This window comes from Kiloniella spongiae (assembly GCF_001026905.1).
GTDB classification, from domain to species: domain Bacteria; phylum Pseudomonadota; class Alphaproteobacteria; order Kiloniellales; family Kiloniellaceae; genus Kiloniella; species Kiloniella spongiae.
This window is the reverse complement of record NZ_LAQL01000008.1, coordinates 251,403-273,391: the sequence shown is the minus strand read 5'-3', so window position 1 is coordinate 273,391 and position 21,989 is coordinate 251,403. Positions and strand designations below refer to the sequence as shown.

Below are 21,989 nucleotides of genomic sequence, written 5' to 3'. Positions count from 1 at the left end.
CTTAGTTTGTGCCGATGATGGTTTTGTTGACAAGTGAGACTGTAACTAGTCCGGCACCTGTAACTGTACCATTGACGATTGTGTTGGATTGCGTGTTGACCAAACGAATGACTTCGCCGATTGCACCATTTTCCAGTGCCCTGCCTTGAGTACGAAGATTTAAGGATCCGCTTTGTAAGAGCATAGTAACAAGTCCGTTCTTGCTAACGGCTTTTGGTGTGTCAACATCACTGGTTCTGATTATCGCTTGATCTTTGAGGGTTTGTTTCGGTGTCATCCCGATCAAATTATCAATATCAGTTATAGCATTTTTACTGAGCTTGGACTCTTTGACCGTGATCCACTGAATGTCATTTGCCTGAATGATGTCGCCTTTTGAAACGCGCCGTTTGAGAACGGGTACGTTGACCATTTCTATTAAATAACCGGATACTGTTTTGTTGATGTGTGGACGACCTTCGGCAGGGATCACAATCTGTGCGGTGAAGCGATTTCGACCAGGCCTGTAGCTTATGTTCTCTACGCGAAGAGTAGGCTCAATTTCAGCCGGAATTTTAAGGTCGCGATCTTTCCGGTCAAATTCGATTTTTTTGTCATCAACCAAACCTCTTTCGAGTAAGGCAGTTTCAATGCTGTTGCGAATATCAACAGCATCAATTATTTGGCTGGCCCGGGTTACCATCGCTGTATCTAGGTGTGAATTGGGTTGCCAGTCGAGCTCATTTTGTTGTGCTAATGCCCAAAGCCATCTTGCAGAAAGCTCCACATCTTTTCCTAATGCGGGGGAACGAGCAATTGCTGTTCTGTTGTCAGTACTGACGCCTGAAAAAATATCATCTAGATAAACGATATCTCCTTCAATCACGATATCCTTGTTCAGGTTAATGATTGATGGAACTGCATTTACATTTACCTCGGCAAAACTTGCCCCAACAACACTAATTTGAGTAGAGAGGGATAGACTGGTAGCAAATAATAATGTTTTAAATAGATGCATTGTTCTTCTCCACCTAGTCTCTGTTATCTTAAGTTCGCAACAGAACGCATCATTTCATCCGATGCAGTCAGTATTTTGGAGTTCATTTCATATGCTCGTTGTGCCGTAATTAGATTTGTGATCTCAGAAACGGCATTGACGTTTGATGTTTCCAACGCGCCTTGCAAAATACTACCAAACCCGGTTGAATTCGGAGATCCATTGGTCGGCGCACCTGATGCGGGTGTCTCAAGGAAATAGTTATCACCAATGGCTTCCAGCCCGGCTTCATTTGGAAATATTGCAAGATCAAATTGTCCGGCTAACGCTGCATTAACCTGACCATCAAGTTTTACATAAACTTCACCAGCAGAATTAATGGAGATGGACACTGCATTTGTGGGCACATTAATACCTGGCTGTACTGTGTAGCCATCGGGGGTCACAATATCACCGGTTGGTGAAAGTTGAAGGGCACCAGCACGTGTATATCCGGTTTCGCCACTTGGTAGTTCAACGTTGAAGTAACCTTCGCCGTTAATAGCAACGTCCAACGAGTTATCGGTGATGTTCATTTCGCCTTGGCTTGTGATACGGTAAGTCGCTGATGGCTTTACACCTAGACCAAGTTGAATGCCGGTTGGAACAACAGTACCTGTATCGGAAGAGTTGGTTCCGACCCGTCGTAGGTTTTGATATAACAGATCGCTGAATTCTGCTCGTTGGCGCTTAAAGCCTGTTGTGTTGAGGTTGGCAATGTTGTTTGAAATGACCTCAACATTAAGCTGTTGAGCCAGCATTCCGGTTGCACCAATGTTTAATGATCTCATGTTACGGCTCCCGTTAAACTTTTGTACTGGCCAGAGTTCGAATAGCTTGAAGCTGGCGGTCATGTTCTTGTTTGATAAATTTAGCCATAGAAGTATAGCTGCGTGTCGTATCGATCATCCGGGTCATCTCGATGACACCTTGAACGTTAGAGCCTTCGATTGCTCCCTGGATGATTTCGCCAGTTACCTGATCAATTGGCTCTTGATTGTCTGCGGGGCTGAAAACGCTTCCGGCCTCTTTCACAAGAAGTTGTTCATTTTCAAAATCAACAGTTTTAAGGCGGCCAGCCGTTCCCGCACTTGATGCGATGGTTCCGTCCCGGGTGATTGTTATATCTGTCGCCGTTGCTGGAATTGTAATTGGCGCATCACCATCACCAAGTACCAGATGTCCTTCTGATGTGACGAGTTCTCCATCAGGGCTTAATTTGAAAGACCCATTGCGTGTGTAACGGCTTTCACCGTCCACTTCGACGGTAAAATAACCTCTTCCCGAGATTGCAACGTCAAGAGGATTGTTCGTTGTATGAAGTTCACCTTCGGCAAGGTTCCTGACCAGTCTCAAATCTTGTGTGAAACTAAGATTTTCACCCGTTTTGGTATCTTTAAGATACTCAACAAACATCATGCCTTCGTTCTTGTAGGCGTTGGTGTTCATATTCGCAACGTTGTTAGCAATAATTGCCATCTCTCTGCCGAGGGCCATTTGCCTTGAAAGTGCTATGTAACTGGGGTTTTCCATCCTGGATACTTCCTTGCCATCTTGTGTTTGCTTTCATCAATGCATGATGCATGCCAATTGTGTAATGGCTTGAATATCAAGGAGTGTTGTGAAAGCTAGTCAGTACAAGAAGCCTATTTGATGGTTAACAATTTCCGGTGTAGGGAAACATTTACCGCTAGGTGGGAAGCTATGATATTCATGGTTCGATTAGGGGGGGCGAACAGGTGGTAGAATTAATATAAGCAGAGTTTAACTATAAAATTTCTGGCGGGAGCTATTTAGTATAGGGCAGATATTAACACTTTTCGAATAAGCTACTTTCGGATACAAATAATTTAAATGAAGAGTTTATTTATTAAACCTATCTTTTTACTGATAAGTATCTGATTTAGCATCTATACTACTTAACGACTTTTTAACCATCTTGACCCCTTATTAAGTGGGGTATTTTAATTGGAGGCTGATATCAGCGTATGACTGATGAATCTGTTGGTGAAGAAGATCTTGAGGTAGAAGCGCGCCCGAAAGGCGGGATGTCGGGGAAGAAACTCGTTCTCTTTTTCATATTGCCTCTATTGTTGATAATTATAGCAGGTGCTGGGGCTTATTTCACTGGTATGCTTGATTCGTTGTTAGGTAAAGAAGAGGTCGCTGAAGAAGAGGTGGTTGAGGAGGTTATTCCAGCGCACGGCCCAGCAGCATTTTATGATGTCCCGGAATTATTGGTTAACCTTAATTCTTCTGGCAATAAAAAACATTTCTTGAAAATTACCATTAGTTTGGAACTGGAAGCGCAAACAGATATTCCTGGTATTGAGGCCGTCATGCCAAGGATTGTCGATAATTTTCAGGTATACTTACGTGAACTTAGAATTGAAGATTTGAGCGGATCGGCCGGTATTCAGCGTTTAAGAGAAGAACTACTCCTTCGTGTAAACGCTGCGGCAGCTCCTATTAAGGTGAAAGATGTATTGTTTCAGGAAATGCTGGTACAGTAACCTGTAAGGTAAGAAATGGCTGACGAAACGGAAGAAGAAGTCGATCAGGAAGCCATGATGGCCGAATGGGAGGCCATGGCGGATGATGATGCGGATGAGGCTGATGATGTTTTCGACGAAGTCGATGACGGGCCTGGTGGTACGCGCGTTCTAGACCAAAGTGAAATTGATAGCCTGTTAGGAGTTGACGCCGGAGATGATGACGGTGGAGACAATTCGGGCATTCAGGCTATTCTCAATTCGGCGTTGGTGTCTTACGAACGTCTTCCAATGTTGGATATCGTTTTTGACCGCTTGGTCAGAATGATGTCCACGTCTCTGCGTAATTTTACTTCTGATAACGTTGAAGTAAGTTTGGATAATATCACGTCTGCGAGATTTGGTGATTATCTCAATTCAATTCCTTTGCCTGCAATGCTGACAGTTTTTAAAGCCGAGGAATGGGATAACTACGGTCTCATGACGGTTGATTCAGCATTGATCTATTCAATTGTAGATGTGTTACTTGGTGGGCGTCGGGGAACGGCGGCCATGCGAATTGAAGGGCGTCCCTATACAACAATTGAGCGTAATCTTATCCAAAGGCTGGCTCATGTTGTCCTCGCTGATTTATCCAGTGCCTTTGACCCTCTTTCGCCTGTTACTTTTAGATTTGATCGATTGGAAACAAACCCACGCTTTGCAACAATTGCGCGTCACGAAAATGCTGCGATTGTGATCACTTTGCGTGTTGATATGGAAGATCGAGGCGGACGTGTTGAACTTCTGATTCCTTATGCAACGTTAGAGCCTGTTCGTGAACTCTTGCTCCAGATGTTTATGGGCGAGAAGTTTGGTCGTGATTCCATTTGGGAAGGACATCTTACCGCCGAGCTATGGCAGACAGATGTTTCCATTCTGGCAGTATTGGAGCAGGTGAATATTTCTCTTGGTGATGTGATGAACTGGAAGGTTGGTGATACTATGGATCTGACTGTTTCCCCTGAATCACTGGTGGAATTGAGATGTGGTGATGTCTCTATGTTCAAAGGTAATATGGGCCGTAAAAGTGGTAATATTGCGGTGAAAATTGCGAATAAAATTGTTCGTGATGATGGCGAATAAGCGATGTTAGATATTTCAAGTATCGAGCTTGGATTTAATATTCTTGTTGCAATCTTACTTGTGGCAACGATTGTCTATGCAGTGATCTTAAATAAAAAGCTGGATGCCCTTCGGGAAGCCAAGGCTGAAATGGAAGGGCTAATTGTCTCATTTGCAGAGACAACGGCAAAGGCAGAAAAAAGTTTGGCCGAGTTTAAAATCCATGCTTCTGATACTGGATCTGGTCTTAAAGAAAATACAGTTAAAGCCGACGGGATCCTATCTGATCTTAGTTACTTGGTTGATCGAGCCGAAGTCGTTGCGGATCGGTTGGAAGAAGATCTTGGTTTGGCCCGACAGAAATCACCTGAAACAGTTCTTCCCAAAGGAGTAAAGTCTGGTGATGTCAAAAAAGACAAAGCCAAGTTAGCTCATAAAGATGGGGAAGCAAAAAAAGATTTGTCCCCTGCTGCAGAAGACCTTTTGAAAACCCTCAAAGGCATGCGTTAAGGAGAATATATGATGCGTTTGCTGCCTGTATTAATTGCTGTGTCTTCATTGACTTTGCTTGTAAAGGCCGGGGGAGTTTGGGAAGGACTTAATCAGTCGGGTGAAGCTTTTGCGCAAGCTGCGCCTGACGCTGAAAAAACAACCGAAGAACAAGCGGAAACAGAAGTACTGGAGAATAAAGAAGAAGGCATAACAGCAGAAGAGACTGATCCGGAGAATACGCCTGAGACTGCTTCTGTAAGCGGGGAAGTTAAAGAAATTCCAAAAGTTCAAGGAATTGAAGCGGATCCATTTTCGATGACTGATGAAGAAATTGAATTACTTCAATCTTTATCAGCGAGAAGAGAGCAGCTTGAAATTCGCGAACGTGATGTCGAACAGAGAGAAACTCTTTTGCTGGCTGCAGAGCGCCGAATAGATGAAAAAATTGCAGAACTTGGCAAGCTTCAAAATACAATTGAGGGATTGATTGTTCAGCACGACGAACAAGGCGAGAAACAGATGCTGAGTTTGGTGAAGATATATGAAAGTATGAAGCCTAAAGATGCGGCCCGGATTTTTGAAGAGCTGGATATGATTGTGTTGCTGGGGGTTGTCGAGCGGATGAAAGAAAGAAAAACGGCGCCGATTCTGGCAAGTATGAATCCAAAAAGAGCAAAAGAAATCACGCTTGAGTTGGCACAAAGAAGAGAATTACCCCTATCAAAAGAGTAATCGAATCCCTAATAGGAATTATGGTTAATTTTCTTTATGACCATCTCTTAGCCTTAAATAAGCCCTGTATCCGTTGAGATATGGGGCTTTCGTTTTTTTGATGTTGAATTTTTTGTAAAAATAAAAGTCTAAGATCTTGAAAAGCTGTGGTTTGTTTACACTGCGTTAATTCTATGCTGATAGCTTAAAATCACAATTTATGCGAATGTGTGTGCAGAGAGATAGTTAAGGGAGTTGCTGATGTCGGATGTCGACATGAATATGCCAATCCTCATCGTGGATGATTATAAAACCATGTTGCGTATTGTGCGCAATTTGCTCAAGCAGTTAGGCTTCAACAATGTTGATGAAGCAACAGACGGCAGCAGTGCGTTACAAAAGTTACGTGGCAAGCAATATAGTCTGGTCATTTCTGACTGGAATATGGAGCCAATGAGTGGTCTTCAGCTGCTCAAAGAATGCCGTGCAGATGCGCATTTGAAAGACTTGTCTTTCATTATGGTTACTGCTGAGAGTAAAACAGAAAACGTCATCGCTGCAAAACAGGCGGGTGTGAACAATTATATTGTGAAGCCTTTCAATGCTGCGACCCTCAAAAAGAAGTTAATTGCAGTACTTGGAAACTTCTAAGGGGTAAGTGTTATGGCCAATCCGGTCAGAGAAGAGTTACTCGAAAAACTAAAGGCTTTTGACATTAATGCGCAAGATTCTGATCTTGAGGCATTAGTGGATAGCTTATTGCAAAATTTTGGTGAAGATGCAGTTGAAACCAATCACAAGCTTTTGGCTGAGATTGGGTCTGTTGCAAGTTATATTCACGATATGAAAACGCAATTGGCTTCCTTGAGGCCTGATGAAATTAAAAGTGACTTTCTTCCGACCGCGGCTGATGAACTGGATGCGATTGTGGGGGCTACAGAACAAGCCACCCACAACATCTTGTCGGCTATGGAGACTTTAGAAGAGGTGTCTGAAAAAATTGAAGATTCAGATGTTTCTGACAAAATAAATGATGCTGTAACTCAAGTTTATGAAGCCTGCAGTTTTCAAGACATTACAGGGCAACGTATTTCAAGAGTTGTGAATGCCCTTCAGCATGTCGAAATTAAAGTTGATAAATTACTTGGTGCATTTGGTGGTGAGGAATTTTTACCAGATGCAACAGGGGCAAAAACAACACCAAAACGTGCGGATGGTGTGGAAAGACCAGATGAAGATCTGCTAAATGGCCCACAGCTACCAGGCGAAGGTGTTAGCCAAGATGATATCGATGCGTTAATGGGATTTGATTAGTTGATATGCTTGGGCCTTTATTTCGCACACGCCGAGATGATGGCGATCGAAATTATATCGCTTTATTAAGCCTTAAGCTCCTGCTTTTGGCTTTTTTCATTATGCTTAATGCAATTTCTTCTTATGAAGAAGAGAAGGCTAGGGCTGTTCTGGAATCTGTTAATAATACTTTCCGGGGCGATGCCAGTCATATGGAACGCTATGCCTCTTTTGATCAGGCACTTGATAATCTTGATGATAAAGCTGATCTCGTCACCGAAATTGAGAGACTGTTTGAAACAACGATTCCGGCTGTGGAAAGAGAGCAGGGGAGCACGCAAAATTTTTTACGTTTAAAGCTGCCTGTTGATGCGATGTTTCTCGGTGATGAAGTTGAACTTGCTTCTGGGCGAGAGCTTCTTCTCAAAAGACTGGCTCAGTCTCTTCAAAAACTTGATGCCGAAGGCAGTTACTATGAATTTGAGTTTCTTTACGGAACTACTGCACGTAATACAGACACTCAGGTTGTGTCATTTGATTTAATCCTGAAGCGTTTGGAAGTTACTGCAAACGAGGTTCTTACAGCAGGTATTCCCAAAGAAAGATTGGCCGTCGGATTACAACCAAATAGAGCGGGCTCTGTTTTTGTAGTTATTCGGATATACGACCAGGTTCCTCCAAATATTACTTTTAGCTCTTACAGAGAGGAAAGGTAATGGCAGATCAGGGGAAGACAAATAATAATGGAAGTAGCAAGCGGGATAATCAAAAACGAGCTTCTGTTGGTGTCGATAAAGTTTACGAAAATAGCAAAAATATCTCTGGGGGTAAGAGTAAAGAAAACAGCGATCAAAAAGTTGAGTCGTTGAGTATTTCTAAATCCATGGCTTTGACGAACAGAAGGAAAAACGAACAGGCTGTTGCTGTGAACTATGGCTCGAGCTGGATGGTAACCTTTACCGATCTGGTTGCGTTAATGCTAACTTTTTTTGTTCTGTTGTACTCGATGTCTGTAATGGAGGAAAAACAATGGCGGAATTTGGTTGATTCACTTTCCAGTAATTTAAAAATTGAAAGAATTACTGCTGAACCCAAACCTGCGAAAAGTTTAACGATGGAACCGGTTGATTTTATTCCCGGAGAAGACTTGGATTATCTACAGGCTTTGCTGTCTGAAAAATTTAAAGAAGATAAAGATCTGTCTCAGGCTATTCTGACGAGGTTGGAAGATAGTATCGTAATTTCTGTTCCTGGTGATATTCTATTTCCGACTGGTGCGATTGAACCCTCGGATGAAGCTAAACCTGTTCTACGCAGGTTGGGTAGGATATTTCAAAACATTGATAACCTGATTGAAATTGCGGGTCATGCAGATCCGGCAATCCCATCAGGACAGCAGGAATTTCAAACAAACTGGCCATTATCTGTTGCGAGAGCTGACTATGTTGCTGGTTTATTGGAAAAAACTGGATATAAGAGTACAATTTTATCGCGCGGGTACGGTGATTCGCGTTATGATGAGATAGCCGACAGCTTACCCGAAGATCAAAGGAAAAAACTCGCGCGCCGTGTTGATATTATTGTGCATTCCTATGCAGGAGAAAATAGGTGATTAAAGCGCTATGCCAAATATTTCTGGCAGGGGCGTTTTTGTTGGTTTTTTCCTCAGCTCCTGATGCTCAGGAAATTCCTGTAAGAGCAGGAATCCATCCTGGTTATGGCCGCATTGTTTTTGATTGGCCACGGCAAGTGTCTTATAGCGCAAAAATAGATAACGGGCAGTTGATTGTAGAGTTTGACAACGCTGCGGACTATCAGCTGGATAAAGTTTCACAGGGTATAAAGGGGTTTACGGGAAAACCTTCGATTGATTCGGGTAAAAAAGTTCTGACTTTTCCTTTGCTTGATGACTTTTCACTTAAGACATTCAAAGCTGGGACAAAAATTATTGTCGATCTGCAAGTTGACTTAACCCAACCTTCAAATCAGTCACCGCAAAAAACAACGAGTGCGTCTATACTAGGCGTTGGCTTCCGCTTTGCTGAGCACCCTGATTATAATCGACTTGTTTTTGACTGGTCGGAAAAAGTCAAAGGAACTCTATCTCAATCTGGGAATACGCTTACTGTTCGTTTTAATGAAGGTGCTACAGTTGATCTTCGAAAATTGAACAAGCAGAAGATGCCCTTTGTGCAAAAGGGGCGGGTTGTTTCGACAGAGCCAAAATTGACTGTTGAGTTTGGGCTTGTACCGCAGGCACAGGCGCGTCTTTTTAATGTCGGATCTAAATCGGTTATTGATGTTCAACCTGCTAAAGTGACCAACACAAACGTATTGATCAACTCTGACAAGCAATCGGATAAGGTGCCAAATAAGGTAAATGAGCAAACGGCAACTAAGGATAAAACAAACTCAAAGAATAAAGAAGAGAATGTTCCTAAGGCCGAAACGGCTCAAGCGCTAAAAAAGAAGATTGAGGATGCATCCGAGACGACTTCAATTACTTTGCCTGAGCTGCAGGAGTTAGCGGGGCCTGGTCCTTTATCTCTCTTACCGAAGCCAACGGGTTCCAAGGCTACTGAGACTGCAAAGGAAACCGAAACGATTGAGGCAAAGAAAAGTGTAAATGTAGCTGATAATTCTAGAGCTAAAGAGGATAACAGTGATGATCAGGCTGAAACCTTAGATAAGAAAAATGATATAATAAAGCCAAGTAATAAAAAAAGGCTTTCCACACCACAGGGAAACAATTCTGGTCCCGTCAAATTGTCAGAGTTCAAGTTGGTCGACGATGACAGGGCCGATGAGGACGGTGAGGTTGGAATTGAGCAGGATCTTGTTACTCTCACCGAGCCGTTGGAAATTCCCAATCTTGTTCCTCCACCAGGGCGTTCCGCGGATTTGTTACCGCCAACAATTTTGAATTTTAATTGGGATGGGCCAACCGGGGCTGTTGTTTTTCGTCGAGGTGAGCATCTTTGGCTCGTTTTTGACCGTGAAGGGCCAGACAATCTGGCAGAAGCCATCGGAGCAATGGTACCGCACTTTGCGCCTGTTGATACCCAGAAGGTTTCCGGGGCTACTGTGGTTCGTCTTACGGCTCCTGTTACACAGGTCCCAAGGCTCAGTAAGGAAGATAATACCTGGATTGTCGATATCCGTCGTCGTTCCCCTTTGCCTGTACAGTCCATTTCCAATGTTTTGGGCGAAGGTGAAGATGGGCCGGAAGTTCGGTTCCTCGTTAAGTCAGTTAGTCGTTTATTATCGCTCTCTCATCCTGAGCTTGGCGATAGGTTGATTGTTGCGCCTATTGGAGAGCCCAATCTTGGGTCATCCAATATTGACGAGTTTCCACAGTTCAGGTCCTTGCCTTCCTATCAAGGGGTTGTTCTACAGCCAACAGCGGAGGGTTTAATTGTTGCTCTGACGCCTCGTGCAGTTGTGGTTCGTAGTCGTGACCAATTGATTGTTTCTGACGAAACTGCGAGATCACTCCCTCGTAGTGGTGAGATTACCCCCTCAGAACCTTCGCGGATGCTTAATTTGAATGTTGATCGGTTGGGCAGTGAGGACGATTATCTACGTAACTTACAAGATTTACAGCGAGCAACGGTTGAAACCACAGGCATGCAGCAGGGCTTGGCGCGATTGGATCTGGCTCGGTTCTTTTTTGCCCATGGCCGTGTTGCTGAAGCTGCGGGTATGTTAAAGCTCATTGGTCAAGAAAATCGCCGGTTAAGTGATGATCCTTCCTATCAGCTTCTATTGGGGGCCTCTCAATTTTTAAGTGATAAATTTGATGAAGCGCAAAAGACGCTCTCTAGTCCTGTGCTTGCTGGGGAATGGGAAGCTAACTTATGGCAAGCTGCCCTTGCTGCATCGGGTCAAGATTGGGGGCCTGCGGCGATTGGGTTTACACAAACAGAGAAATTGATGGATGACTTTCCTCAGAACATCCGAAACAAGCTGTATTTGCTGGCGGCTGATTCGAAATTGAATGTGGGGGATACAGGAAGCGCGAGCTTGTTCATAGGTGAAGTTCTATCGGGAAATCCAATCGAGTTTGAAAAAGCCCAGGCAGATTTTCTTGAGGGGCAAAGGTTACTTCAAGATGGTTTTCCTGAAGAAGCGCGAGCTATATGGAATGGCCTGAAGTATAACAGGCATCGTCCGACAAGTGCCCGAGCGCGACATGCTCTTGCGAAGTTGGGTATGGACGAGGGAACCATTACGCAGGAGGAGGGGATCGAACAACTCGAGCAACTCAGATTTGCTTGGCGAGGCGACAAGTTCGAATTTGCTATTCTGAGTGAGTTGGGGGACCGTTACGCCGATATTCTGGATTTCAGAAAAAGCTTACACTCGTTGCGACAGGCAGCATCTTATTTTCCGCACTCTGAACGTGCCGATAAAATTGCTAAGCGGATGCAAGAAATTTTTGAAGGTATGTATATTGATGATGGTGGGAAAAGAATACCTCCGCTGTCTTCTATTGCTCTATACGAAGAGTTTAAAGAGTTAACTCCTTTGGGTGACAAGGGGGATACAATGATTACCAAGCTGGCTGATCGTCTTGTTGATGTTGATCTACTTGAGCAGGCGGGTAATTTGTTGGAAGAGCAGGTTGATTTCCGTCTTGAAGGCGAAGAGAAGGCCCGTGTTGGAAGTCGTTTGGCCCTCATTCGTTTGCTTGAAAGAGATGCCGAAGAAACCCTTGTTGCTCTGGATAAAACAAATAGTGAGAACTTACCTGCGGATTTGGTACAGCAACGTTTACATTTGCGGGCACGAGCCTTGGCAGAACTCTCTCAGGAAAAAGAAGCACTGGATTTATTGGCCGAAGATCAGAGTCTTGATGCCTTACGTTTGAAAGCTGACATTCTTTGGAAACAACGTAAATGGGAAGAGACAGGTAAAGTCCTAGGAAAATTGATTCCGGCTTCTCCCTCAGCTGATGGTGTTTTGAATGACAAAGAAAGTCAGGCCGTTATTAATCTTGCTATTGCACAAACTCTATCCGGGGATAACGAAGGGCTCAAGCTATTGAGAGACAGCTATAGCTCTATTATGAGTAAAGGAACACATAACGATACGTTCAAGCTTTTAACCAACAGCCTGAATTCCGGTTCTGTAACGTCGATCGCGGATGAGCTGAAACAAATTTCCCAAGTTCAAGCCTTTATGGATCAATATCGTAGCCGGCTTAAGGCGTCACCACTGAGCGAAATCAATTAGGGCTCAGTGAATTCAGCTAACTGGCGAATCTGGTTTGTGGTTGTTTCTGTGCATTGATGAATTTCGAAAACTATCCGAAACTTCGAACTAAACTTCCGGCAATCAAATACCAACCATCAACCATCACAAAGAAAATTAGCTTAAAGGGCAGCGAGAGCATAATTGGCGGTAGCATCATCATACCCATGGACATGAGCACTGAGGCCACGACCATGTCTATGATCAAAAAGGGTAGAAAGATAAGGAAGCCAATTTCAAAAGCTCTTCTTAATTCGCTGATCATAAAGGCCGGTATAAGTGCACGAAGAGGGGTTGCAGATGGCTCTGCGACTTCCCCGGTCTCAGCAAGATCAAGAAAGAGGCGTAGGTCCTTTTCCCGGACGTGTTGCAGCATAAAATCCCTGATCGGCCCCGTGCCTCTGTCCCATGCTTCAATTTCAGAAATTTCTTCATCGACAAGCGGTTTTATTGCGTCCTCATAAACCTTTTCCATTGTTGGCGTCATAATAAATGCGGTTAGGAAGAGTGCTAAGCTGATCAAAACAGTATTTGGTGGAGCTTGCTGAATACCCATCGCGGTACGAATGAAGGATAGAACGACAATAATTCTGGTAAAAGATGTGACCATCATAAGAATGGCAGGGGCCAGACTGAGGATGGTCAGCAGAGCCAGCATCTGTAAGATGCGACCACTTCCAGATCCAAGCACCTCATTATTTAAATCAAGCGTGAGTGCTTGGGCCCAACTGTGCTCTGGAATGAATGAAAAACCTGTTGCAAGTACGGCAGCGGTAACAAACTTAGGATTAAAGTATTTTGTCATACCCCTGAATTTTCATCCTGTTTCCTGAAATTAATAACATCTTCCTGAGTGGCTGCTTGATTTGATGAGGTGCCGCAAGGAATAGAATCAATAAGAAGATCGTTTGTTCCGCCAACCAAAATAATGTGTTCTTTATTATCACATTGTACAATGATCACTTTCCTCTTGGCATCGAGCGGTCGAACTTCTTTGATTTGAAGGCGCTTTAGTTTGTTACCGGTTATCGCGGGACCATTACCTAGGCCAAGTTTTTTGGCGATAAGTGAGAAAGCAAAGATAAGACCAATAATAAAGATCAGACTCAGGAAAAACTGGAAATAGTTACCATAATCCATAGGGTTATTTTTTACCGGATATGTTGGCGCTGGTATACGCGCGGGCAGCTTTATTGTGGCTGGTTGTTTCTTTTATTTCCACGCGAACCTTATCCAGATTGCTGTTTATGGTGATTGTCAAATTATCCAATTCTTCAATTAAGGCTAAAAGTTTAGATGATAACTTGGCCCGTTCTGCTGCCGGAAGATTTTGTAGTTCTTGGCATAAAAAATCGGTGACCTTGGGTAAATCAGTCATATCAAAATCGCCGCCTGATTTGATTGTTGAATTGGCTAAAGCGATTTGTTGGGAAAGATGGATTATCTGTTCCTGAAGTTCTTCAAACTTTGTCATGACTGTTTAAGTATTTCATCAAGAGGTTGTTTTTGTTCATCATAAACATAGTTTAGGATTGTGGCTACAGCTGTTAGTGCCTCCAAAGGTATTTCGCTTTCCAGATCAACATTTGCGAGTATCTGAGCCAAGTCTGAATCTGTTCGAACTTTAACACCTTGGTCAAAGGCAATTTGCAGTATTTGCTCTGCGACTTCCCCTGTTCCTTTGGCCGTTACTTTGGTTTGCCCAGCAACATTTCTTTTGACCGCAATGGAAAGTTGTGGCGTATCCTTGTTTTCTTCTTTGTCGGCATGAGCTATTAATTCGTTTTGTGTGTCTGAAAACGAAGGGGTTAATTTTTTTACAGGATCTTCGTCAGTTACACTCATTCTGTCTTTTCTAGTGAAATCAGAAAATTCGCATACAGTTTGCCCTAATTATGCTTAACGAAAGGTTATAGTGGCAATTCTTATTGTATCATTATCGGATGGGAGAGGGATCAGTCTTCTTCAGAGGTAAGATCAATGTCGATGCCCAACATGTCCAGCGATCCAGCTACGGCTGCTTTGTTTTCTTCCTGAATTCTTTCATGGAGTTCTTGCCGTAGGACGGTTGCATCTTCTGGAAAGGTAAAGCCAATTTTCACTGATTTTCCACGAATATCAACAACCTTGACCTCTATGTCATTGTTAATGATGACTGATTCACCAATTTTTCGGGTAAGGTATAACATCGTGGACTTTGGACTCCCTGTCCTTAATATGCCAAATGTTGACTGGAAGGATTTTATAATTAACTACCTGTTCTATTCACGTATTTATACGTGCATTTTTTACTTAGGTCGAGCCAAACTTGTCATTTAAGTTTATTTTTTACTAGATCTGGAATTCGTTAACAGGTTATTAAGTGAGTAAGCGTACTATTTCGAGGGTTGTGGGCCTTATTGACGTATGAGGAGAACTGGCATTGGCTGATAAGCTTAAAATTACGGATGTTTTAGCCAGAAAAATGGACTGGCTGACACAGCGTCAAGCAGTGATCTCTAAGAATATCGCTAATTCAGATACTTTGAACTACGTCCCGCTTGATTTGAAAGACAACCATTTCAAATCCCTTGTTAGTCGATCAGCGCCTGTTATGGCACAGCGGTCCAGTCATGAGGGACATTTGTCGAGTAATCCTCTCAAAGGGGATCAGGCAAGGGCAAATAAGGCGAAAGATGTTTATGAAACTGCTCCGGCGGGAAACGCTGTCATTTTGGAAGAGCAGATGATTAAGATGTCTCAAACACAATTAGATTACCAGGGTATGGTGCGCCTTTATAAAAAGCATCAAGATATGTTCAAGATGGCTCTCAAGGGACCATGAGAAACGTTGGTATGTTTTAAGTATCTGGTGATAAATTAGGAATACACGCTATGTCCGATCTATATAAATCGATGCAGGTTTCTGCTTCTGGGATGCGAGCCCAAGGGACGCGATTGCGCATAATTTCCGAAAATATTGCCAATGCGGATTCTGTTGCTCAGGAACCGGGCGGTGCACCTTATCGGCGTAAAATGGTTTCTTTTGGCTCTGAATTGAACCGGGAACTTGGCGTTGAGAAAGTTGTCGTTAAAGACGTCCTGACGGATAAATCAGAATTTAAAAGAGAATATTTACCAGGTCATCCGGCTGCAGATGAAGATGGGTATGTGCTTCAACCAAACGTTAATTCGTTGGTCGAAATGACAGACATGCGTGAAGCTCAAAGAAGCTTTGAAGCTAATTTACAAGCGATACAGGCATCGAAGAGCATGTTGCAGCGTACCTTGGAAATACTTCAGTAGAATAGGCGTGAAAGGATTTAAATGATGGCTGTAAATTTTGTTGATGCAGTAAACGCTTATAATCAAGCTGCTGAAAAAGGTATTGCGGGCAAAAAAGATAAATCGGACCCTGTCGGAGAAGACTTTGCGTCTACACTACGCGATGTTGCTAGTGATACGCTGGCGACAATGCAAACGGCTGAAAATAAAACATTGATGGCAGCAGCAGGTAAGGCAGATGTAACCGATGTGGTGACGGCAATGTCAGAAGCGGAAGTGACTTTACAAACTGTTGTTGCTGTCCGGGACAAGGTTGTTCAAGCCTATCAGGAAATTTTACGGATGCCTATTTGATCTGGCTAAGATGATATTCTAGGTTGGTTACATATCAGTATTTAAATTTACAGGTGGGGCATGAGTGAAACCGACGTCATTGAGTATGGTAAAGAAGCAGTGTGGGTGATGTTGAAGATGAGCGCCCCTGTTCTTTCTGTTGCGTTGCTTGTTGGCCTGATCATTTCTCTTTTTCAAGCTTTGACACAACTTCAGGAAATGACACTTACCTTTGTGCCCAAGCTCATCATTATTAGCTTAACGCTTGTTGCGACAGCTCCTTTTATGGCGCAGACTCTTGGAACATTTACTGAAGAGCTTATGGACAGGATTGTCGCCTTAGGATAGATCATGCTCTATGATTTACTCCCTTCCAGTGTTTACATTGTTTTAATCGTATTCACACGTATCGGCAGTGCAATGGTATTGTTGCCGGGATTTGGTGAATCATATGTATCCCCCCGAACCAGATTAGCTTTGTCTATGCTGATCAGTATTCTGATTGCACCAATACTTGCATCTAATATCCCGACTATGCCTGATGATGTTTCAGGGCTTGGGTTCTTAGTTTTTAGCGAAGCTATCATTGGCTTTTTTATGGGCACAGTTGCGCGCATGTTTCTCAGTGCTGCTGCATCTGCGGGTATGATTGCCGCGACAATGTCGTCGTTGGCAAATGCGTTGGTTCAGGATCCTGTCTCGGCACAGCAAGCTTCTATTATGGGAACATTTTTAACGGCGATTGCGATTGTCTTGATTATGGTTTTAGATATTCATCATCTTTTCATTCTGGGATTGGTGGATAGTTATGAACTTTTTGTCCCTGGTCAGATATTACCCACGGGCGATTTTTCAAACATGATTGCTCGCATTGTTGGGGATACCTTTATTCTGGCAACGCGAATGGCTGCTCCTTTTATTGTTGTTGGAATGATTTTCTTTTTGGGCTTAGGGTTACTCGCAAAATTAATGCCGCAAATGCAGGTGTTTTTTGTGGCGATGCCTCTTCAGGTTGCTATGGGCATTACTGTGTTATTTCTTTGTGTTCCGGTCATGATCAAGGTCTATATGATTAGCCTGGAAGAGCATTGGATGGTGTTCGTGAAATGATTGATACAGCTGCTGATTTCGCAAATTTAGTGGGAGGACATCATGTCAAATGAGAGTGATGAATCCCAGAAAACGGAAGAACCGACCGCGAAAAAGCTAGCCGATGCGCGTGAAAAAGGTGATGTCCCTAAATCCCAGGAGATGAACTCTTGGTTTTCATTTTTTGGATTTTTGTTGTTTTTGAGTTTCTTTACAGTCTGGATTAGTAAGGAATTAGGATCCACACTCGCTACATTTTACGAACGTCCAGATACAATACGTTTTGAAACCGGACATATCTATGAAGCGACGATTTCACTTATTAAAGATGTAGGCATTCTTTTTATTGCGCCTGCGATTATCATGATCGCATTTGCGATTGCATCGGGCTTAATGCAGCATGGTTTTTTGTTATCATCTGAGTCTTTGACGCCCAAATTAAGTAAAATTTCACCTCTTGCTGGTTTTAAGCGGCTTTTTTCACTTCAATCTGTAATGAATTTAGTTAAAGGTCTCGCCAAGCTTATTATTGTTGGTGGAATCATTGGCTTTGTTCTTTGGCCTAAACGCGCAGTGGTACCTCAACTGTCAGAACTTAATGTCGCACAGATGACGATGATGTTGCTTGATTGGGCGACGCTTATTGTCATTGCTGTCGTTGCCGTTATGGCTGTGATTGCTGGTCTGGATTATTTGTATCAGTATTTCGAATACATAAAAAAACTGAAGATGACAAAGCAAGAAATCAAGGATGAGTCCAAGCAGAGCGAAGGTGACCCGATGGTCAAGGGGCGTTTACGCCAATTACGAATGGAAAAAGCACGTCAACGTATGATGGCCTCTGTTCCCAATGCTGACGTTGTTATTACAAACCCGACGCATTTTGCTGTTGCTCTTGAATACAATGGTATGATGATGGAGGCGCCAAAATTAACGGCAAAAGGGGTGGATGCTGTTGCTTTTCGTATTCGCAATGTTGCTGAAGAAAACAAAATTCCAGTAATCGAAAACCCGCCACTTGCTCGAGCGCTTTATGCGGGGGTTGAAATCGATCAAGAGATCCCACCGGAACACTATAAAGCTGTGGCTGAGATCATTGGTTACATCATGAAATTGAAAAAATAATCAAAATTCTTGAAAATAAGGAAGCTTTCTTTAGCTATCCAGTTTGTTTTTAAACGATTTTCGGGTTAATCTTTCATTTACTGTCTTTTCTTTCTTTTATTGGCCGACTTATAGAGCCGAAAAAGAAGACATTTCGTGGGGGAAGCAAGGAAGTGTCACCTACCATCTGGATCGCTCTTTGTAGCTTCTTAGCACTGGTCATATTTGTTCTTGGCTTCGTTATCTGGCGATACAGAAAAACACTAGCCCTGCGTCAATACGCTTTTGCCGCTGTTCCTCGCCCTCGGCAGATAGTCGATCCAAATGGAAAATGTCTTTTTGCAAATCCTGCATTTGAAGATTTTTTTGGTGGAGACTTAAGAGCCGTTCCCGACTTAATCCTTGATGAGAGTAATGGAAATGAAGAGATTGGCCGTAAACTGGCGACGCTTCAGCTAAATGCGAAGAACGGTGTTTCTGGGCATGTAGAGATTGAGATACCGGGGGCTGGGCCGGGATATAACGATGTTCAATGGCGTCATGTTGCGGCGTATCCTCTACCAAACCGCCCGGGGTATGTGTTCTGGTTTGTTGATGACATTACGATGCGTCGGCAAATGGAAAAGGTTATTAATGACCAGCAACAACGTTTTGTTGACCTTCTGGAAAATGCGCCGATAGGTTTCTTTTCTGTTGATGCTGCGGGCGCGTTTCTTTTTGCCAATCAAACACTGACAGATTGGTTAGGGTATTCGTCATCTGAATTGGAAAGCGGGCAAATCAAGCTTCATGATATTGTTGCTGATGCATCATTGGATGAAGTCCCTGCCTATCACCCCTTTGAAGACGTAGAAAGCCGTTCTGGCGAAGTTTTCCTTAAAACGGCGGACGGTGAGAAACGTATTCTTGCTGTTATCAGTCAACACATCGCCGAAGGGAGTGGTGATAAAGGTTTTAGGACACGATCTGTAGTACGAAACCTTACGCTTGAGCGCGAGATGGCAACAGCGCTGGAACAATCTGAGAAGCGGTTCCGTAAGTTCTTTAACGAAGCCCCAGTTGGTATTGTTTTGTTAAATGAGCGAGGTGTTATAACCGAAAGCAATAGAGCTTTTGAAGAGCTTTTGGCGGCAACAGAGGAAGTTAAGGGGAAACCGCTCCTTTCTTTGATTGGTGATCAGGAAAGAGAGAGCGTACGAGAAGCTTTGGTTTCTGCAACAACCTATGAACGCAAGGCTATGGAGGTTCATCTTACGGGCAATGCAGATACAGTTTGTAATATGAATGTTACCCATGTTGATGAGAATTCAGGCCTACCGAGTGGGTATATCCTGAACTTTACGGATACAACTGAACAACGCAGTTTAGAAGCTCAGTTTGCTCAATCACAAAAAATGCAGGCGGTTGGACAATTGGCTGGGGGGATTGCGCATGATTTTAACAATCTACTCACAGCAATGATCGGCTTTTCTGATCTATTGCTTTTACGGCACCGTCCGGGTGATCAATCTTTTGCGGACATTATGCAAATTAAACAGAATGCCAATCGAGCCGCAAATCTTGTTCGCCAGTTACTTGCTTTTTCCCGCCAGCAAACACTACAGCCCAGACGCCTAAATGTTACGGATATTATTGCCGAACTTGCTCATCTTCTTCGTCGTCTTATTGGCGAGACAATCGAGTTACGTATCACACATGGTCGGGACTTGGGCGATGTCAAAGCTGATCAGGGGCAGCTGGAGCAGGTTATTATTAACCTTGCTGTAAACGCCCGTGATGCTATGGATCAAGGTGGCATGTTAGAAATTATCACGTCAAACGTGATGGTGGATGCGCCATACAAAGTTAAAGGAGAAGAGATACCGCCGGGCGATTATGTTCTGGTTAAGGTGCAGGATACAGGACATGGCATTCCGTCTGAAATTATTGACCGTATTTTTGATCCCTTCTTTTCAACAAAAGAAGTGGGTGCGGGAACCGGGCTAGGGTTATCAACTGTCTACGGTATTGTGAAGCAGTCCGGTGGCTTTGTTTTTGTTGATTCAACAGCTGATCAGGGAACAGTGTTCTCACTGCTGTTGCCACATTTCCAGGAAGATGCGCAAGATCAGGAAGAACTTGTTGCAGAAATACCAAAAGCACAGGATTTAACGGGGCGAGGCAATATTCTTTTGGTTGAAGATGAGGATGCTGTACGATCCTTTAGTGCGCGAGCCCTTGAAAATAAAGGTTATAAAGTGCTCGAAGCGAATTCGGGAGAGGCAGCGTTAGAGATTCTTCAGCAAGATGGAGAAACCATTGATCTAGTGATAACAGATGTCGTTATGCCAAAGATGGATGGCCCAACTTTAATCAAGACGCTTTATAAAACGCACCCGGATTTAAAAGTTATTTTCATTTCCGGTTATACAGAAGATTCATTCCGAAAAACACTAGATGTAGATTCTGCAATTGAATTTTTGCCGAAGCCCTTTAGTTTGAAGCAGTTGGCTTCCAAAGTTAAGGATGTTCTGTCCGCACAGTAATCTTATGTATCGATGTTATTTCGAGTATAGTTGTATAAATAATAATGATTTATAGCTACGTATTTCCAAAATAATTGCTCTTTATATTGTTTTTGTTCTCTTAATGTTCTTTTTTGTTGCTTAGTGAGAACAAAGAGGGTACATTCTTCTCGTTGCAGCAAGTGTGAGCCTGTGGGATAAGGGAGGCAACGATGGCACAAAACGTCTTACAGTTAGTGGAGAATAGCACGGTGGATAAACAAAAGGCATTAGATGCAGCCCTGGGACAGATTGAACGCGCTTTCGGTAAAGGCTCGATCATGAAACTGGGAGAGGGAGCGACTGTTGAGGCTGAAGTTATTTCCACGGGATCCTTGGGATTAGACATCGGCCTTGGCATTGGTGGCTTGCCACGTGGGCGTATCGTCGAAATTTACGGCCCGGAGTCATCTGGTAAAACAACCCTGGCTTTGCACGTTGTGGCCGAAGCCCAAAAAGCTGGTGGTACCTGTGCTTTTATCGACGCAGAACATGCTCTTGATCCTGCTTATGCAAATAAGCTTGGAGTTGACGTAAGCGAGTTGCTAATTTCTCAACCTGATGCTGGTGAGCAGGCATTGGAAATTACGGATACTTTGGTACGTTCTGGCGCATTGGATGTGTTGGTTGTCGATTCCGTGGCTGCCTTGGTTCCTAAAGCAGAACTCGAAGGTGATATGGGTGATTCTCTTCCTGGTTTGCAAGCACGTTTGATGAGCCAGGCGATGCGTAAATTGACAAGTTCGATTTCCAAATCCCGTACACTGGTTATCTTTATCAATCAGATCCGAATGAAAATCGGGGTGATGTTTGGTAATCCGGAAACAACAACGGGCGGTAACGCTCTTAAGTTCTATTCTTCTGTACGTTTGGATATCCGTCGTATTGGTGCGATTAAAGATCGCGAAAATATTACCGGTAACCAAACCCGGGTGAAGGTTGTTAAAAATAAAATGGCCCCTCCATTTCGTGTGGTAGAGTTTGACATCATGTACGGTGAAGGTATTTCAAAAACGGGTGAAATGCTGGATCTCGGTGTTCAAGCCGGGGTTGTTGAAAAGGCAGGTGCCTGGTTCTCTTGTGATGGACAGCGCATTGGCCAAGGTCGTGAAAATGCTAAAAAATTCCTAACAGAAAATCCGGAAGTTGCAGCGAAAATTGAAACCGCTGTACGTAAAAACGCAGGAATTGTTGCAAACGTAATGCTTGAAGGAAAAGAAGAAAGCGAAACAGAAGACGCTTAATACTTTTCATTTTTGAAAATATAAAAGGAGCCATTTAGGCTCCTTTTTCTTT

At 43.3% G+C, this 21,989-nt stretch carries 25 protein-coding genes; 17 read left to right on the top strand and 8 right to left on the bottom strand.

Features of this window, described 5'->3' with window-relative positions; translation table 11 throughout:
- Window position 1: 1 nt before the first annotated feature.
- Genes flgA through flgF form a run of 3 tightly spaced genes read right to left on the bottom strand, consistent with a single transcriptional unit; the run spans window position 2 to window position 2,548 of the window.
- Entirely contained in the window at window positions 2–997 is a 996-nt protein-coding gene (gene flgA / locus WH96_RS21435) for a flagellar basal body P-ring formation chaperone FlgA (protein ID WP_053005923.1), read from the bottom strand.
- Between the two features lie 23 nt (window positions 998–1,020).
- Window positions 1,021–1,806: a flagellar basal-body rod protein FlgG gene (flgG, locus tag WH96_RS14120; RefSeq protein ID WP_047764831.1), complete on the bottom strand. Its 786-nt coding sequence runs from the start codon at window positions 1,804–1,806 to the stop codon at window positions 1,021–1,023.
- 13 nt (window positions 1,807–1,819) lie between these two features.
- Window positions 1,820–2,548 carry a flagellar basal-body rod protein FlgF gene (gene flgF / locus WH96_RS14115; protein ID WP_047764830.1) on the bottom strand — a complete coding sequence of 243 codons (729 nt, stop codon included), beginning with the start codon at window positions 2,546–2,548 and terminating at the stop codon, window positions 1,820–1,822.
- 455 nt (window positions 2,549–3,003) lie between these two features.
- On the opposite strand from flgF, the gene WH96_RS14110 reads away from it, so the two are divergent.
- The 9 genes from WH96_RS14110 to WH96_RS14070 all read left to right on the top strand — a co-directional run bounded on the left by WH96_RS14110 (window position 3,004) and on the right by WH96_RS14070 (window position 12,342).
- Window positions 3,004–3,528, top strand: a complete 525-nt coding sequence (locus WH96_RS14110) for a flagellar basal body-associated FliL family protein (protein WP_047764829.1) — start codon at window positions 3,004–3,006, stop codon at window positions 3,526–3,528.
- A gap of 15 nt (window positions 3,529–3,543) precedes the next feature.
- On the top strand, window positions 3,544–4,632 hold the full coding sequence (gene fliM, locus WH96_RS14105) for a flagellar motor switch protein FliM (protein WP_047764828.1): 1,089 nt from the start codon (window positions 3,544–3,546) through the stop codon (window positions 4,630–4,632).
- 3 nt (window positions 4,633–4,635) lie between these two features.
- Window positions 4,636–5,121, top strand: a complete 486-nt coding sequence (locus WH96_RS14100; protein ID WP_047764827.1) for a DUF6468 domain-containing protein — start codon at window positions 4,636–4,638, stop codon at window positions 5,119–5,121.
- Between the two features lie 9 nt (window positions 5,122–5,130).
- Window positions 5,131–5,835: a MotE family protein gene (locus WH96_RS14095; protein ID WP_047764826.1), complete on the top strand. Its 705-nt coding sequence runs from the start codon at window positions 5,131–5,133 to the stop codon at window positions 5,833–5,835.
- A gap of 240 nt (window positions 5,836–6,075) precedes the next feature.
- A complete protein-coding gene (locus WH96_RS14090; RefSeq protein WP_046507440.1) occupies window positions 6,076–6,465 on the top strand; it encodes a response regulator in 390 nt (129 codons plus the stop codon).
- Window positions 6,466–6,477: 12 nt separating this feature from the next.
- On the top strand, window positions 6,478–7,128 hold the full coding sequence (locus WH96_RS14085) for a protein phosphatase CheZ (RefSeq protein WP_047764825.1): 651 nt from the start codon (window positions 6,478–6,480) through the stop codon (window positions 7,126–7,128).
- A 5-nt stretch (window positions 7,129–7,133) separates the two neighbouring features.
- Complete coding sequence (locus WH96_RS14080; RefSeq protein ID WP_047764824.1) at window positions 7,134–7,823, top strand: flagellar motor protein MotB; 690 nt, start codon at window positions 7,134–7,136, stop codon at window positions 7,821–7,823.
- On the top strand, window positions 7,823–8,719 hold the full coding sequence (locus WH96_RS14075) for a flagellar motor protein MotB (RefSeq protein ID WP_047764823.1): 897 nt from the start codon (window positions 7,823–7,825) through the stop codon (window positions 8,717–8,719). The genes WH96_RS14080 and WH96_RS14075 overlap by 1 nt, the downstream gene beginning before the upstream one ends.
- Entirely contained in the window at window positions 8,716–12,342 is a 3,627-nt protein-coding gene (locus WH96_RS14070; RefSeq protein WP_047764822.1) for a tetratricopeptide repeat protein, read from the top strand. Before WH96_RS14075 ends, WH96_RS14070 begins: the two co-directional genes overlap by 4 nt.
- 70 nt (window positions 12,343–12,412) lie before the next feature.
- Here WH96_RS14070 and fliP read toward each other — a convergent pair whose 3' ends face one another.
- The 5 genes from fliP to csrA all read right to left on the bottom strand — a co-directional run bounded on the left by fliP (window position 12,413) and on the right by csrA (window position 14,549).
- Entirely contained in the window at window positions 12,413–13,165 is a 753-nt protein-coding gene (gene fliP / locus WH96_RS14065) for a flagellar type III secretion system pore protein FliP (RefSeq protein ID WP_047764821.1), read from the bottom strand.
- The gene (locus WH96_RS14060) at window positions 13,162–13,500 is read right to left on the bottom strand and encodes a FliO/MopB family protein (protein ID WP_053005921.1); all 339 of its coding nucleotides are present in this window, start codon (window positions 13,498–13,500) and stop codon (window positions 13,162–13,164) included. Before WH96_RS14060 ends, fliP begins: the two co-directional genes overlap by 4 nt.
- 4 nt (window positions 13,501–13,504) lie before the next feature.
- Window positions 13,505–13,834, bottom strand: a complete 330-nt coding sequence (locus tag WH96_RS14055) for a hypothetical protein (RefSeq protein ID WP_047764820.1) — start codon at window positions 13,832–13,834, stop codon at window positions 13,505–13,507.
- The gene (locus WH96_RS14050; protein ID WP_082130493.1) at window positions 13,831–14,205 is read right to left on the bottom strand and encodes an EscU/YscU/HrcU family type III secretion system export apparatus switch protein; all 375 of its coding nucleotides are present in this window, start codon (window positions 14,203–14,205) and stop codon (window positions 13,831–13,833) included. Before WH96_RS14050 ends, WH96_RS14055 begins: the two co-directional genes overlap by 4 nt.
- A gap of 110 nt (window positions 14,206–14,315) precedes the next feature.
- Window positions 14,316–14,549, bottom strand: a complete 234-nt coding sequence (gene csrA, locus WH96_RS14045; protein ID WP_047764819.1) for a carbon storage regulator CsrA — start codon at window positions 14,547–14,549, stop codon at window positions 14,316–14,318.
- A gap of 233 nt (window positions 14,550–14,782) precedes the next feature.
- Between csrA and WH96_RS14040 the strand changes: the two genes are divergently transcribed.
- The 8 genes from WH96_RS14040 to recA all read left to right on the top strand — a co-directional run bounded on the left by WH96_RS14040 (window position 14,783) and on the right by recA (window position 21,937).
- Complete coding sequence (locus tag WH96_RS14040) at window positions 14,783–15,184, top strand: flagellar basal body rod protein FlgB (RefSeq protein WP_053005920.1); 402 nt, start codon at window positions 14,783–14,785, stop codon at window positions 15,182–15,184.
- A 50-nt stretch (window positions 15,185–15,234) separates the two neighbouring features.
- Complete coding sequence (flgC, locus tag WH96_RS14035) at window positions 15,235–15,645, top strand: flagellar basal body rod protein FlgC (RefSeq protein WP_047764817.1); 411 nt, start codon at window positions 15,235–15,237, stop codon at window positions 15,643–15,645.
- A gap of 24 nt (window positions 15,646–15,669) precedes the next feature.
- Window positions 15,670–15,978 (top strand): flagellar hook-basal body complex protein FliE, encoded by a 309-nt coding sequence (gene fliE, locus WH96_RS14030; RefSeq protein ID WP_047764816.1) that lies wholly within the window; start codon window positions 15,670–15,672, stop codon window positions 15,976–15,978.
- A 60-nt stretch (window positions 15,979–16,038) separates the two neighbouring features.
- Window positions 16,039–16,305, top strand: coding sequence for a flagellar biosynthesis protein FliQ (fliQ, locus tag WH96_RS14025; RefSeq protein ID WP_046507466.1), 267 nt, complete (start codon window positions 16,039–16,041; stop codon window positions 16,303–16,305).
- 3 nt (window positions 16,306–16,308) lie between these two features.
- The gene (locus WH96_RS14020) at window positions 16,309–17,067 is read left to right on the top strand and encodes a flagellar biosynthetic protein FliR (protein ID WP_047764815.1); all 759 of its coding nucleotides are present in this window, start codon (window positions 16,309–16,311) and stop codon (window positions 17,065–17,067) included.
- Window positions 17,068–17,109: 42 nt separating this feature from the next.
- Window positions 17,110–18,171, top strand: a complete 1,062-nt coding sequence (gene flhB, locus WH96_RS14015; protein WP_047764814.1) for a flagellar biosynthesis protein FlhB — start codon at window positions 17,110–17,112, stop codon at window positions 18,169–18,171.
- A 152-nt stretch (window positions 18,172–18,323) separates the two neighbouring features.
- Window positions 18,324–20,675, top strand: a complete 2,352-nt coding sequence (locus WH96_RS14010; RefSeq protein ID WP_053005919.1) for a PAS domain S-box protein — start codon at window positions 18,324–18,326, stop codon at window positions 20,673–20,675.
- Window positions 20,676–20,866: 191 nt separating this feature from the next.
- Window positions 20,867–21,937: a recombinase RecA gene (recA, locus tag WH96_RS14005; RefSeq protein ID WP_047764812.1), complete on the top strand. Its 1,071-nt coding sequence runs from the start codon at window positions 20,867–20,869 to the stop codon at window positions 21,935–21,937.
- Window positions 21,938–21,989 lie beyond the last annotated feature (52 nt).

Bases quoted from the DNA above. Each gene is read 5' to 3' on its own strand.
- WH96_RS14080 (WP_047764824.1), top strand. From the start codon at position 7,134: ATGCTTGGGCCTTTATTTCGCACACGCCGAGATGATGGCGATCGAAAT.
- WH96_RS14095 (WP_047764826.1), top strand. From the start codon at position 5,131: ATGATGCGTTTGCTGCCTGTATTAATTGCTGTGTCTTCATTGACTTTG.
- csrA (WP_047764819.1), bottom strand. From the start codon at position 14,549: ATGTTATACCTTACCCGAAAAATTGGTGAATCAGTCATCATTAACAAT.
- fliE (WP_047764816.1), top strand. From the start codon at position 15,670: ATGGCTGTAAATTTTGTTGATGCAGTAAACGCTTATAATCAAGCTGCT.
- WH96_RS14090 (WP_046507440.1), top strand. From the start codon at position 6,076: ATGTCGGATGTCGACATGAATATGCCAATCCTCATCGTGGATGATTAT.
- WH96_RS14075 (WP_047764823.1), top strand. From the start codon at position 7,823: ATGGCAGATCAGGGGAAGACAAATAATAATGGAAGTAGCAAGCGGGAT.
- recA (WP_047764812.1), top strand. From the start codon at position 20,867: ATGGCACAAAACGTCTTACAGTTAGTGGAGAATAGCACGGTGGATAAA.
- WH96_RS14055 (WP_047764820.1), bottom strand. From the start codon at position 13,834: ATGACAAAGTTTGAAGAACTTCAGGAACAGATAATCCATCTTTCCCAA.
- WH96_RS14110 (WP_047764829.1), top strand. From the start codon at position 3,004: ATGACTGATGAATCTGTTGGTGAAGAAGATCTTGAGGTAGAAGCGCGC.
- fliM (WP_047764828.1), top strand. From the start codon at position 3,544: ATGGCTGACGAAACGGAAGAAGAAGTCGATCAGGAAGCCATGATGGCC.
- flgC (WP_047764817.1), top strand. From the start codon at position 15,235: ATGTCCGATCTATATAAATCGATGCAGGTTTCTGCTTCTGGGATGCGA.
- flgG (WP_047764831.1), bottom strand. From the start codon at position 1,806: ATGAGATCATTAAACATTGGTGCAACCGGAATGCTGGCTCAACAGCTT.
- WH96_RS14050 (WP_082130493.1), bottom strand. From the start codon at position 14,205: ATGAGTGTAACTGACGAAGATCCTGTAAAAAAATTAACCCCTTCGTTT.
- flgA (WP_053005923.1), bottom strand. From the start codon at position 997: ATGCATCTATTTAAAACATTATTATTTGCTACCAGTCTATCCCTCTCT.
- flgF (WP_047764830.1), bottom strand. From the start codon at position 2,548: ATGGAAAACCCCAGTTACATAGCACTTTCAAGGCAAATGGCCCTCGGC.
- fliQ (WP_046507466.1), top strand. From the start codon at position 16,039: ATGAGTGAAACCGACGTCATTGAGTATGGTAAAGAAGCAGTGTGGGTG.
- fliP (WP_047764821.1), bottom strand. From the start codon at position 13,165: ATGACAAAATACTTTAATCCTAAGTTTGTTACCGCTGCCGTACTTGCA.
- WH96_RS14085 (WP_047764825.1), top strand. From the start codon at position 6,478: ATGGCCAATCCGGTCAGAGAAGAGTTACTCGAAAAACTAAAGGCTTTT.
- WH96_RS14020 (WP_047764815.1), top strand. From the start codon at position 16,309: ATGCTCTATGATTTACTCCCTTCCAGTGTTTACATTGTTTTAATCGTA.
- flhB (WP_047764814.1), top strand. From the start codon at position 17,110: ATGTCAAATGAGAGTGATGAATCCCAGAAAACGGAAGAACCGACCGCG.
- WH96_RS14060 (WP_053005921.1), bottom strand. From the start codon at position 13,500: ATGGATTATGGTAACTATTTCCAGTTTTTCCTGAGTCTGATCTTTATT.
- WH96_RS14100 (WP_047764827.1), top strand. From the start codon at position 4,636: ATGTTAGATATTTCAAGTATCGAGCTTGGATTTAATATTCTTGTTGCA.